This is a genomic window from Peribacillus sp. FSL E2-0159 (assembly GCF_038643155.1).
GTDB classification, from domain to species: domain Bacteria; phylum Bacillota; class Bacilli; order Bacillales; family DSM-1321; genus Peribacillus; species Peribacillus simplex.
The window spans coordinates 53,835-66,992 of the sequence record NZ_CP152053.1; the positions used below are offsets into that span (position 1 = coordinate 53,835).

Sequence of the window (13,158 nt, forward strand, 5' to 3'; positions counted from 1 at the left end):
ATAGGGCATGGCGCGATCATGGCGATGTTTTGGGATAATGGGGGTGGCTGGTGTTATAAAGGGGAGGAGACATGGTTTCTATATTATGCTGTTCATGAAAATGACATCGACCATGATATAAAATAATGCTAAAAGGTCCAATAATAACATTTGTAAGCCTGTCGGAAACCGAACTTTTTTCACCTGATTGGTTGACAATTATATGTACTTTTAATTGTTACCTTGAAAAGCATCACTATTTGAGATAATATTTTTAGTGGATAAAAAGGTGAAAATGGAGGCCTGTTATGAGTAATCGCTATGCAATAATATTGGCCGCTGGGCAAGGTACTAGGATGAAATCTAAGCTTTATAAGGTTTTGCACCCTGTTTGCGGGAAACCAATGGTACAACATGTTATCGATCAAGTCAATCAACTTCAGATAGAAGATATTGTAACAGTCATCGGCCATGGTGCTGAAAAAGTTCAAGAACAACTTGGTGATTCATGCAAGTATGCCTTACAAGAACAGCAATTAGGTACGGCACATGCTGTAATGCAAGCGGAAAGCGTTTTATCCGTAAAGAGTGGTACGACCCTTGTTATTTGCGGTGATACGCCTCTGATTAAAGCGGAAACGATGAAAGAGCTTATAGCATTGCATGAGCAAAGTCAGGCGAAAGCAACAATCTTAACAGCATATGCAGATAACCCTGCTGGCTATGGAAGGGTCCTTCGCAGTGAAGGCGGACTTGTAGAAAAAATCGTCGAGCATAAGGATGCCTCTGATGAAGAAAGATATGTTAAGGAAATAAATACCGGTACATATTGCTTCGATAACCAAGCATTATTTAGCGCGCTGAAAAAAGTTTCAAATGAAAATGTCCAGGGAGAATATTACTTACCGGATGTTATTGAAATCTTAAAAGAGGAAGGCGAAGTGGTGACGGCCTTTCAATCCAGTGATTTCGAGGAGACATTGGGTGTAAATGACCGAGTGGCTTTATCGCAGGCGGAGCAAATTTTGCGGAAACGCATCAATGAAACGCATATGAGGAATGGTGTAACGATCATCGATCCGCTTACTACGTTCATTGAAGCGGATGTACAAATCGGACAGGATACAGTCATTAACCCTGGGTCATTCATTAAAGGAAAAAGTATTATCGGGCAGAATTGCTTGATTGGCCCGAATACGGAAATCAGTAATTGTGAAATTGGTGATGGAACGGAAGTCCTCCAATCGGTTGTACACGAAAGCAGTATTGGAAGTTTTGTTAAAATCGGTCCATTCGCACATGTTAGACCTCAATCAGATATTAAGGATTCCGTTAAGATCGGTAATTTTGTCGAAATTAAAAAGACCGTTTTTGGCGAAGGAAGCAAGGCTTCTCACTTGAGTTATATTGGTGATGCAGAGGTTGGGGAGAATGTTAATATAGGCTGCGGATCAATTACCGTGAATTACGACGGGAAAAATAAACATTTGACGAAGATTGAAGACAATGTCTTCATAGGCTGCAATTCTAATCTGGTTGCACCTGTGACGGTAGGAGAAGGGGCATATGTAGCTGCTGGGTCAACCATCACGCAAGATGTACCGCAAGAAGCCCTATCTGTTGCCCGGGCTCGTCAAGTTAACAAAGAAGATTATGTCAAGAATTTGAAATTTAATAAATAACCGACGGAGGTCATCATGTCAAATCAGTATTTAGATCCTAATTTAAAAGTATTCTCTTTAAATTCAAACTTCGATTTAGCTCAGGAAATTGCTGCTGCAATCGGTGTTGAACTTGGAAAATGTAGCGTAACAAGTTTCAGTGACGGTGAAGTTCAGATTAATATTGAAGAAAGTATTCGTGGCTGTGACGTTTACGTAATCCAATCAACAAGCCAACCAGTCAATGAAAATTTAATGGAACTTTTAATTATGATCGATGCTCTTAAACGTGCTTCAGCTAAAACGATCAATATTGTAATGCCATATTACGGTTATGCCCGACAAGATCGTAAAGCGCGTGCGCGTGAACCGATTACAGCTAAACTTGTCGCAAATCTTTTAGAAACGGCTGGTGCCCACCGTGTTATCACTTTAGATCTTCACGCACCACAAATTCAAGGTTTCTTCGATATTCTGATCGATCACCTTGTTGCTGTTCCGATTTTAGCTGATTTCTTCAAGGAAAAAGATTTAAGTGATATCGTCATCGTTTCCCCAGATCATGGTGGTGTAACACGTGCTCGTAAAATGGCCGATCGCCTAAAAGCACCGATTGCCATTATCGATAAGCGCCGTCCAAGACCGAACGTGGCTGAAGTCATGAACATCATTGGTAATATTGAAGGGAAGACAGCAATACTGATTGATGACATCATCGATACTGCAGGCACTATTACACTAGCGGCCAATGCCCTTGTGGAGAATGGTGCTAAAGCAGTGTATGCTTGTTGTACACACCCAGTCCTTTCAGGTCCTGCCATCGAAAGGATTCAAAATTCAACGATCAAGGAATTGGTCGTGACTAACTCGATTGCCCTATCTGAAGATAAGAAAATCGATAAAATTACTGGACTTTCTGTAGCACCTTTGATTGCAGAGGCGATTATTCGTGTGCATGAGGAACAATCAGTCAGCACATTATTCGATTGATAACAAAATTAATCAAAACACGGCGGGCCTTCGGGCTCGCCGTATTTTTGTTTGAAATTTTCAAAAAATATTAAATTCTTAGTTGACAGGTATGAATACTAATAATAAAATGACTATACAAATTCAATTCATATTCATGGAATGAAAACCTGTACTAACGCAAGTGCATATTGGTTAACGCCGATCGGACTACCGAAGGCTCCTTTTCACTTACCATTGAACATTAGGCATCTTTTTGCCCTATTGTTCTATTGGGAAGAAAAGGAGCCTTTTATTTTTATATAAATAGTTTAAGAAGGGTGTGCAGAATATGAAGAAAAAACGAAAGATATGGCTGCTGTCCATCTTCAGCATCATCATGCTGATAGTAAGTGCATGCGGGCAGGAAAAGAACAGTTCCACAAGTGCTGATGCAAAAGAATCGGATAAGACCATCCGAATCGGTTATCAAAAATTCGGGACATTAAATATTTTAAAATCAAAAGGGGAGCTGGAAACACATTTAAAGGAAGTGGGATATACAGTCGATTGGACTGAATTCCCTGCAGGACCTCAGCTGCTTGAAGCCTTGAATGTCGGCAGCATTGATTTTGGGCACACAGGGGAGGCACCGCCGATATTTGCACAAGCAGCCAATGCTCCGCTTGTCTATATTGCCAATCAGCCGGCAAACCCATCAGGAGAGGCCATAGTCGTACAAAAGGATTCACCCATTAAAAGTGTGAAAGATCTAAAGGGTAAGAAGGTTGGCTTGAATAAAGGTTCAAATGTTCATTACCTATTGGTCAAAGCGTTAGAGGAAGCAGGTCTTACTCTTGATGACATTCAGCCCGTCTATTTGCCACCGGCTGATGCGAGGGCTGCTTTTGAAGGAAACCAAATCGATGCCTGGGTAATATGGGATCCATTTTTATCAGCGGCGGAATTGGAACTTGAAACGAAAACGATTCAGGATGGAGAAGGGCTGGTGGCGAATCGGGAATTCTTTTTGGCAACTGATTCATTTGCCGAGAACGAAGAGGCTTTGAAGATTATCAAAGAAGAACTGATAAAAGTTGATAAATGGATTGAAGAAAACCCAAGCGACGTCGCTGAGTTTCTATCTCCGGAAATTGGAATGAGTGTGGAGGCATTGGAAAAAACATTAAATAGAAAAGAATATGGACTTGAGGAGATTTCCAATGGGGTTTTGGATGATCAACAAAAGATTGCCGATACGTTTTACAATCTTAAATTAATCCCAAGCAAGATTAATGTTCTGGATGCATCTGCAGATGTTAAAAAAAATTAAGGGGGAAATGAAAATGAAAGTATTTTGGTTTTTACCATCGCATGGGGAAAGTCGCTATTTAGGATCGACAAAGGGAGGGAGGGCAATCACGCTTCCTTATTTAAAACAAATAGCACAGGCGGTTGATCATTTGGGTTTTGAAGGGGCGTTGCTTCCGACGGGACGGTCTTGTGAGGATGCATGGGTAGTGGGCTCTTCACTGATTTCCGCAACGGAAAGAATGAAATTTTTAGTTGCGATTCGTCCAGGTTTAATGTCGCCAACCTTAGCTGCGCGTATGGCCTCAAGCTTCGACCGGCTGTCGAATGGCCGTCTTTTGATCAATGTTGTAACTGGGGGGGACCCAGTCGAATTGGCAGGTGATGGCGTGTTTCTAAATCATAAGGAACGCTATGAGCAAACAAATGAATTTCTCGATATCTGGAGAAAGGAAATGTCTGGTGAGAGTGTGGACTATGAAGGGGAGCACCTAAAGGTTGAAGGTGGAAATATTCTGTTGTCACCTGTACAAAAACCGTACCCACCGCTCTATTTCGGAGGTTCATCCGATCCAGCCATCGATATATCGGGAAAGCATATTGATGTCTACTTGACTTGGGGTGAGCCGCCGGTGCAAGTGGCTGAAAAAATTGAAAAGGTACGTAAAAAAGCAGCAGAGTATGGACGTGAGGTCAGATTTGGTATTCGCTTGCATGTCATTGTAAGAGAAACGGAAGAAGAAGCTTGGCAGGCAGCGGAGGAACTCATTAAATATGTAGATGATGAAATGATTGAAAATTCACAAAAGATTTTTGAACGATTTGATTCAGTGGGACAGAAGAGGATGTCGCAACTTCATAATGGAAACAGGGATTCACTCGAAATCAGTCCAAACTTATGGGCGGGTGTTGGTCTTGTGCGCGGTGGTGCCGGTACAGCACTAGTCGGAAGTGCAGAAAATGTTGCCGCCAGAATGAAGGAATATGAAGAAATCGGAATAGAATCCTTCGTTTTATCTGGGTACCCTCACCTGGAAGAAGCGTACCGTGTTGCGGAATTATTATTCCCTTTACTCCCTGTCGAACAGCTGCAAGTTCCGGTTTCGAAAGCGACGAGTCCGTTCGGGGAAATACTGGCAAATGACCACTACCCTACAAAAGGAAGTGAAATTGAAGATGCAGAAGTTAAACAAAAAGTTTAATAGGTTCCACCTCATATCATGGCTTGTGCCCATTCTCCTTTTGGTAACTTGGCAGCTGCTGTCTTTGTGGGGGATTCTGTCGGAACGGATATTGCCTGCACCGACTGAAGTCTTTCAAGCTGGCGTCACTTTATTGAAAACAGGGGAACTTATAGATTATATCGGCATCAGTGCTCAGCGGGCCTTCATCGGCTTTTTAATCGGCGGGATTATTGGTTTTGTACTAGGGTTGTTAAATGGGTTATCATCCATTGCTGAAAGCCTATTCGATACATCGCTTCAGATGTTGCGTAACATTCCGCATTTAGCTTTAATACCACTGGTGATCCTATGGTTTGGTATAGAAGAAGAAGCGAAAATTTTCCTTGTCGCTTTAGGGGTTCTATTTCCTATCTATTTAAACACATTTCATGGAGTGAAATCGGTGGATAAGGATTTAATTGAAGCGGCAAGGGTTTATGGGTTAAGTGGTTTTTCTTTATTCTGGAATGTTATCCTCCCTGCAGCCTTTCCATCCATTTTGGTGGGTATCCGCTTCTCCCTTGGAATCATGTGGGTCACATTAATTGTAGCGGAAACAATATCCGCTAATTCCGGAATAGGATATATGGCTATGAATGCCCGGGAATTCATGAGGATGGATATTGTTGTTCTCAGTATTCTCTTATATGCCTTATTGGGAAAAATATCGGACGTTGCGGCCAAATTAATTGAAAAAAGATGCTTAAAGTGGCATCCATCATACCAATGAGGAGGTCATTAATATGATAAATGGAAAATCGTTGGAGTTGCAGGGTGTAAGAAAGGATTTTGGGGAGTTTGAAGTGTTAAAGGGGATGGACCTCACATTTAAAAAAGGGGAATTTGTAGCCATTGTCGGTAAGAGCGGATGTGGAAAGAGCACCTTGCTTCGTCTTGTGGCAGGACTGGAAAAGCCGACGGGCGGGCAGATACTGGTGAATGGAAAGCCATTGAATGGATTAAATAAATCGTCACGTACGATGTTTCAGGATGGAAGGCTTTTTCCTTGGAAAAAAATCCTTGAAAATATTGGTGTAGGATTGAAAGGGGATTGGAAGCCAAATGCTATGGAATTACTGGAGCAAGTGGGCCTTGCAGATCGAGCAAATGATTGGCCGTCCGTTTTATCTGGCGGGCAAAAACAAAGGGTTGCATTAGCGAGGGCATTGGTGAACCAACCTGACATTCTCCTCTTGGATGAGCCGTTAGGGGCATTGGATGCTTTGACGAGAATTGGCATGCAAAGGCTGATTGAAGAACTATGGAGGAAAAGGGACTTTACTGCCTTACTTGTTACACATGATGTTGAAGAAGCCGTAATGCTTGCCGACCGTGTCATATTAATCGAAGAAGGCAAAGTCGTCATGAATAAGGAAATCAATCTGCCGAGACCGCGGAAAAAGGATAGTATTCAATATTCATCACTAGCAGCTCAAATCCTTAACCGAGTGATGCAAGTTGAGGGGGAAATGGAAAACAAAGCGATTCACGCTTGAATTAGAGAAAAAAGAATGAAAAAAGATTTTGCAGAGAATTCCTATGTTTACCATATGTTTATCCTCTTTTTGCTCCCTTTGGGTTTTACCTTCCATGTTTAATGATTCGCCATTTAGGGAAATGTTAAATATAGAGAAACTTGTAATTAATATTTAGGAAGGCGGAGGATGTATGAGTAATATATTAGCTGCAAAAGAACGTACGGATTCAAAACACTCTAATTTAAGGAATTTGAGAGAAAATGGCGAAATCCCTGCGATAGTATATGGCAATAAAAATGACAGTACGGCCATTTCAGTCAATAATATTGAGCTGCAAAAGACAATCAAGGAAATAGGCCGTAATGGAATCATTTCTTTGGACTTGGAAGGTACGAGTTATAAAGTCATGCTCTCTGACTATCAAAAGGATCCAATTAAGAACTCCATTTATCATGCAGACTTTTTAATTGTAAATATGTCCGCTCAATTACAGGCACAAGTTCGCGTTAACCTTGTCGGTGTTTCTAAAGGCGTGAAAGACGGTGGGGTCCTTCAGCAGTCCCTTCATGAAGTGACGGTTACGGCTAAACCTAATGACATTCCCGACTCCATCGATGTTGACGTTACCGAACTTCAGGTAGGGGATACAATCTATATATCCGATATCCAAACGAATAAGCAAGTTACAATCGAAAACGCTGGTGAAGAAGTCGTTGCATCTGTTTTGGCCCCTCGTCAGGAAGAGGAAATAAGTACAGGTGAACAGCAAGATGGCGGTATCCCTGAAAATGAAGAAGGCAGGGAAACCAAGGCATCACCAGAGTCATGATGTCGGGATTAAACAAGTGAATCGTGATATAATAGGCGTAGCTCTTAATGAGTTACGTCTTTTCAATCTCTGGATGCATCAATTTAAACCGGACCATTTTTCGGAAATGGTTCCTTTAATTAGGTTTTTTCCTAATTAGTTCTCCGGTCGCTTGCAGGCCAGCTGGAAATTAGGGTACTATTTTTCTAAGGTCAGATCTTGGGAAAACTTCGTCCCAGCGTAACTCCCTAAATAACCGTAATGACGGAGTGTGAATCATGAAAATTATTGTAGGGTTAGGGAACCCAGGTAAACAATATGAAAAAACTCGGCATAACGTCGGATTTGAAGTAATAGATGAGTTATCGAAAAGATGGTCAATTCCACTTGATCAAGCAAAACATAAGGGAATATATGGAGCAGGAATGGTAAAGGGAGAAAAGGTTTTATTGCTTAAACCCTTAACCTACATGAATTTGTCAGGAGAATCCATTTCGGCTGTCATGCATTTCTTTAAGGTGGATATTGCGGATGTAGTCATTATATATGATGACCTTGATTTGCCTCCAGGGAAGCTTCGCCTTCGTCAAAAAGGAAGTGCAGGCGGTCATAATGGGATAAAATCTTCAATTGCCCATTTGGGTACGCAAGAATTCAATCGAATCAGAATAGGCATTGGCCGCCCGATTGGCCGTATTCCGGTATCTGATTATGTATTAGGGCGTTTTTCGCCTGAAGAGTGGGATCATGTCGGGGCAACGATCGAAAAAAGCGCAGCTTCTTGTGAAGCCTGGATTGAAAAACCATTTATACAGGTCATGAACGAATATAACCAATAAGCAGAGAGTAGATATAAGTAAAGAATAATATCTTCCTGTTTCGCTGAATAAAAACCCTCTACTTTTGTACATACTAACACTATTACTAAAATAGGGGGTTACCAAATGGCTCTCCATTATCGATGCCGACATTGCGGAACTAAGCTGGGCTCAATCGAGGCACACTCACTGAGTACGGAGCAGTTAGGTTTTAATCAACTTACCGATGAAGAGCGACAAGAGATGATCGTTTATGATTCTGAAGGGGATATGCATGTAAGGGCGATATGTGAAGATTGCCATGAATCGCTGCAAAGAAACCCTGATTTATATGAAAACGATTATATTATTCATTAGCGGGAGAGGGCTTTGGACAAAATCCAAAGCATTTTTCCGTTTGTCTGGAATACCAGGGCACATTGCCGTTAGTTAATAAAGAGACGCTTGGTTAAATGGCCAAGTTCAAATACAAGGATTTCAAATGTTTTTCGCACGTTAAAGAGAGGGGGGAAAGAAAATGAATGGATTGCAGAACTTGTTCTCCAAACAAGATGATGTTCATTCGTTAATAGCCGGCATCGATGAAGGACTTAAGGAGCAAATCGTCTCTGGTCTGACGGGTTCCTCGAGATCACTATTGCTGGCTTCCGTATATGAAAAGACGAATAGGCCCATTTTATTAGTTACCCATAATTTATTGCAAGCACAAAAGTTCCATGAGGACTTATCCAGTTTCATACCCGAGGAAGAATTATATATATATCCAGCCAATGAATTGATTGCGGCTGATTTGAGTGTAGCCAGCCCGGAATTAAGGGCCCAACGTGTAGAGGCATTGAACTTTTGGGCGGAGGGAAAGAAAGGGATTGTCATTGCGCCAATTCCGGGGGTGCGTCGTGTGCTTCCTCCAAAGGATATTTGGAAGAGGCATCAGCTCGCGTTTAATTTAGGGGAAGACATCGAACTTGAAGCAACACTTAATAAATTCATTGCCATGGGTTATAACCGGTCTGAAATGGTTGCTTCTCCAGGTGAATTCAGTATCAGGGGCGGTATAATCGATATTTATCCGATCACCGAACCTAATCCAATACGAATTGAATTATTCGATACCGAAATAGATTCAATAAGGACTTTTTCAAGCGAAGATCAACGGTCCATCGAGAAACTCAAGAAAGTGACGATTGGTCCCGTCAGTGAGGCTTTGCTAGAGACGGAGCATATCGAAAGAATCATAACAAGGCTCGAGAGCGGATTAAGTAAAAGCTTGAAGAAACTTAAAGATGAAAAAACGAAGGAACAGCTGGTTCAAACGGTCAGTTATGAACTTGAACAGCTGAAAATGGGGAATAAACCCGACAAAATCTTTAAATACTTAAGTTTAGCGTATGAAGATCCAGCTAGTTTAATAGATTATTTACCGGTAAATGGTTTGGTTTTCTTAGATGAAATCAGTAGAATCCAGGAAATCAATGATTCTTTGGAAAAGGAAGAGGCTGGTTGGTACACGGACCTTTTAAGTCAGGGACAAATTATCCATGACATAAAATTGGCTCACCCCATGCAGGAATTAATAATGAAATCCAGCAGGCCGTTTGTATACCTTTCATTGTTTTTACGGCATGTACCGCATACGAATCCTCAGAATATCCTGAATTTTGCCAGTAAACAAATGCAAAATTTCCACGGACAGATGAATGTGTTCAAAGCTGAACTGGAACGTTGGAAAAAAGGGAAATATACAGTCGTCATACTTGGGCAAGATGAGGAACGGGTAAAAAAGCTGCATTCAGTTTTAGCCGATTATGATATAGAGGCAGCAGAACTATTTAATGCGAACAGCATTCTTCCAGGTAAAGTACAGATTTTACGCGGCAGTCTGAATAGCGGCTTTGAATTACCTATGCAAAAGTTCAGTATCATTACGGAAACGGAATTGTTTAATAAGAAGTCAAAGAAATCAGTACGGAGACAGAAGCTATCGAATGCGGAGCGAATCAAGAGTTATTCCGAGCTGAAGATCGGTGACTATGTCGTTCATGTTAATCACGGTATTGGTAAATACTTAGGTATTGAAACCCTTACGATAAATGGGGTCCATAAAGATTACCTGAATATTCGTTATCAAGCGGATGACAAATTGTATGTTCCTGTCGACCAAATTGATCTTGTCCAAAAATATGTCGGTTCTGAAGGGAAAGAACCGAAGCTTTATAAGTTAGGCGGAACGGAATGGAAACGTGTCAAAAGCAAGGTTCAATCATCCGTTGAGAACATTGCCGATGATTTAATCAAGTTATATGCAGAAAGGGAAGCGGCTAAGGGTTATGCCTTTTCTCCTGATGGTGATATGCAGAGAGAATTCGAAACCTCATTTGCTTATAACGAAACGGAAGATCAATTACGTTCCATCGTCGAAATCAAAAAGGATATGGAACGGGAACGGCCGATGGATCGTTTATTATGTGGCGATGTTGGATATGGGAAGACAGAGGTGGCCATCAGGGCCGCTTTTAAAGCCATAATGGATGGCAAGCAAGTTGCATTTCTTGTTCCGACCACAATCCTCGCCCAGCAGCATTATGAAACATTAAGGGAGCGTTTTCAGGATTATCCCATATCGATTGGTCTTATGAGCCGTTTCCGGACTAAAAAACAGCAAACGGAGACGATTAAAGGATTGAAGGCCGGCACGGTGGATATAGTGGTTGGCACGCATAGGATTTTATCCAAAGATATCGTGTACCGCGATTTGGGGTTGCTTATCATTGATGAAGAACAGCGCTTTGGCGTTACACATAAGGAAAAGATCAAACGGTTAAAAACTAATGTGGATGTACTGACTTTGACTGCGACACCGATTCCGAGGACTCTTCATATGTCCATGTTGGGGGTGAGGGATCTGTCCGTCATCGAAACACCGCCTGAGAACCGATTCCCGATCCAAACTTATGTTATGGAGTATAATGGCTCGTTGGTAACGGAAGCGATAGAACGGGAATTGGCCAGGGGTGGTCAGGTTTATTTCCTTTACAATCGGGTAGAGGATATAGCAAGAAAAGCAGAAGAAATTTCCATGCTGGTTCCCGATGCCCGTGTCACCTATGCTCATGGGCAAATGTCAGAGCAGGAACTGGAAGCCGTCATGTTCGGCTTTTTAGAAGGCGAATATGATGTTTTGGTAAGTACAACCATTATAGAGACGGGTGTTGATATCCCGAATGTCAATACGCTTATAGTGAATGAAGCTGATAGAATGGGACTTTCACAGCTTTATCAGCTGCGTGGCCGTGTAGGGCGATCGAATCGGGTGGCATATGCATTCTTCACTTATAGGAAAGATAAAGTGCTGACGGAAGTGGCAGAAAAACGTCTTCAATCCATTAAGGAATTTACAGAATTGGGTTCAGGGTTCAAAATTGCGATGCGTGATTTATCCATCAGGGGAGCTGGAAACATTCTAGGGGCTCAACAACATGGCTTTATCGATTCAGTTGGTTTTGATCTGTATTCACAAATGTTGAAAGAAGCTGTAGATGCGAAACGTAATGACCAACCAGCCGAAGAAAAGAACAACCTGGAAATTGACGTTGAAGTGGATGCTTATATCCCTGATGCCTACATAATGGATGGACATCAGAAAATAGAAATGTATAAAAGGTTCAGAGGGATTGCTTCGCTTGAAGAAGTGGAAGAATTACAAGATGAAATGATCGATCGTTTTGGTGAATATCCAGAAGAAGTTTCCTATTTATTCATGATTGCCGAAATGAAGGTACATGCTGAAATGGCCGGAATTGAAAGCATTAAACAATTGAAGCAGGAAATCAGCATTCTCCTTAGGGAAAAGGTCAGCAGCGATGTGGATGGACAAAAGGTGTTCGAGCTGGGATCGAAGTATGGACGTATGGTGGGCTTCGGCATGGACGGCAATCGAATGAAGCTGGTCCTGCACATAAAAGGCGTAGAACAAAGCAAGTGGCTTAATATCTTATTTGAGATGGCCAAGGGTTTACAGTATGTAAAAAAAGAGACGCAAGCCACAAAAAACTGAATTGAATGATTGTCCTCTTGAAGAAATTTTTTTAGGTACCATGGTAAAAAAATGCAACAAAAAGAAAAATTTTTTCAAAGTGCATAGAACTTACCATTAGAAAAATACTAAGTACAATAGCTGGTGATGATTTTGCTGCAAAATGAGGATTTATCAAATCAATTAGATGAAAGTGAGGCAACATTAGATGAAAGCAACTGGTATCGTTCGCCGAATTGATGATTTAGGAAGAGTCGTCATCCCGAAAGAAATTCGCAGGACCCTCCGTATTCGTGAAGGAGATCCACTGGAAATATTTGTGGATAGAGACGGAGAAGTCATTCTAAAGAAATACTCTCCTATTAGTGAATTAGGCGATTTTGCAAGGGAATATGCAGAAGCACTTTATGATAGCCTTGGAAATCCAGTTATGATTTGTGACAGGGATACTTACATTGCAGTGGCAGGCGGCTCCAAAAAAGAATACTTAAATAAAAGCGTTAGTGAACTAGTGGAGAAAATCATGGAAGAAAGAAATCCTGTCCTGGAGTCTCCGAACGGACAAATTTCATTCGTTGATTCCAATGATGAAGAGGTTCAATCTTATACTGCAGCTCCGATCATTGCGAGTGGCGACCCGATTGGTGCCGTCTTGATTTTCTCTAAAGATAGTACCATTGGTGAAGTGGAACAGAAATCGGTTGAAACAGCAGCGAGTTTCCTAGCTAGACAAATGGAACAGTAACCTTGGACATGCCATTATATTTTTAAAGATGGAAAGGGCAGCAATCGCGCTGTCCTTTTTGCTCTTTCTAAAAGGTTAACTGGATGGGGGCAGACATAAAGTGGGAGAGAATATTCTTCAAGGTGAATATGGAAAATAATTAACAGTATGGCTG

11 protein-coding genes are annotated in these 13,158 nt (G+C 41.5%); all 11 read left to right on the forward strand.

From position 1 onward, the window contains the following. Positions 1–287 precede the first annotated feature (287 nt). Positions 288–1,661 carry a bifunctional UDP-N-acetylglucosamine diphosphorylase/glucosamine-1-phosphate N-acetyltransferase GlmU gene (gene glmU, locus NYE63_RS00290; RefSeq protein ID WP_342603703.1) on the forward strand — a complete coding sequence of 458 codons (1,374 nt, stop codon included), beginning with the start codon at positions 288–290 and terminating at the stop codon, positions 1,659–1,661. Positions 1,662–1,676: 15 nt separating this feature from the next. Next, positions 1,677–2,630 (forward strand): ribose-phosphate diphosphokinase, encoded by a 954-nt coding sequence (locus tag NYE63_RS00295; protein ID WP_057276495.1) that lies wholly within the window; start codon positions 1,677–1,679, stop codon positions 2,628–2,630. Between the two features lie 310 nt (positions 2,631–2,940). After that, on the forward strand, positions 2,941–3,921 hold the full coding sequence (locus tag NYE63_RS00300) for a sulfonate ABC transporter substrate-binding protein (protein ID WP_342603704.1): 981 nt from the start codon (positions 2,941–2,943) through the stop codon (positions 3,919–3,921). Between the two features lie 13 nt (positions 3,922–3,934). Then, complete coding sequence (ssuD, locus tag NYE63_RS00305; protein ID WP_342603705.1) at positions 3,935–5,101, forward strand: FMNH2-dependent alkanesulfonate monooxygenase; 1,167 nt, start codon at positions 3,935–3,937, stop codon at positions 5,099–5,101. Continuing rightward, complete coding sequence (gene ssuC / locus NYE63_RS00310) at positions 5,076–5,852, forward strand: aliphatic sulfonate ABC transporter permease SsuC (protein WP_342603706.1); 777 nt, start codon at positions 5,076–5,078, stop codon at positions 5,850–5,852. The genes ssuD and ssuC overlap by 26 nt, the downstream gene beginning before the upstream one ends. A gap of 13 nt (positions 5,853–5,865) precedes the next feature. Continuing rightward, positions 5,866–6,618, forward strand: coding sequence for an ATP-binding cassette domain-containing protein (locus tag NYE63_RS00315; RefSeq protein ID WP_342603707.1), 753 nt, complete (start codon positions 5,866–5,868; stop codon positions 6,616–6,618). A 172-nt stretch (positions 6,619–6,790) separates the two neighbouring features. Further along, positions 6,791–7,429, forward strand: coding sequence for a 50S ribosomal protein L25/general stress protein Ctc (locus NYE63_RS00320; protein WP_342603708.1), 639 nt, complete (start codon positions 6,791–6,793; stop codon positions 7,427–7,429). Positions 7,430–7,686: 257 nt separating this feature from the next. Further along, a complete protein-coding gene (pth, locus tag NYE63_RS00325) occupies positions 7,687–8,247 on the forward strand; it encodes an aminoacyl-tRNA hydrolase (protein WP_342603709.1) in 561 nt (186 codons plus the stop codon). A gap of 105 nt (positions 8,248–8,352) precedes the next feature. After that, on the forward strand, positions 8,353–8,583 hold the full coding sequence (locus tag NYE63_RS00330; protein ID WP_034316319.1) for an anti-sigma-F factor Fin family protein: 231 nt from the start codon (positions 8,353–8,355) through the stop codon (positions 8,581–8,583). Positions 8,584–8,743: 160 nt separating this feature from the next. Further along, positions 8,744–12,280, forward strand: coding sequence for a transcription-repair coupling factor (gene mfd, locus NYE63_RS00335; RefSeq protein WP_342603710.1), 3,537 nt, complete (start codon positions 8,744–8,746; stop codon positions 12,278–12,280). A gap of 187 nt (positions 12,281–12,467) precedes the next feature. After that, positions 12,468–13,004: a stage V sporulation protein T gene (gene spoVT / locus NYE63_RS00340; RefSeq protein WP_063235918.1), complete on the forward strand. Its 537-nt coding sequence runs from the start codon at positions 12,468–12,470 to the stop codon at positions 13,002–13,004. The last annotated feature ends 154 nt before the right edge of the window (positions 13,005–13,158 follow it).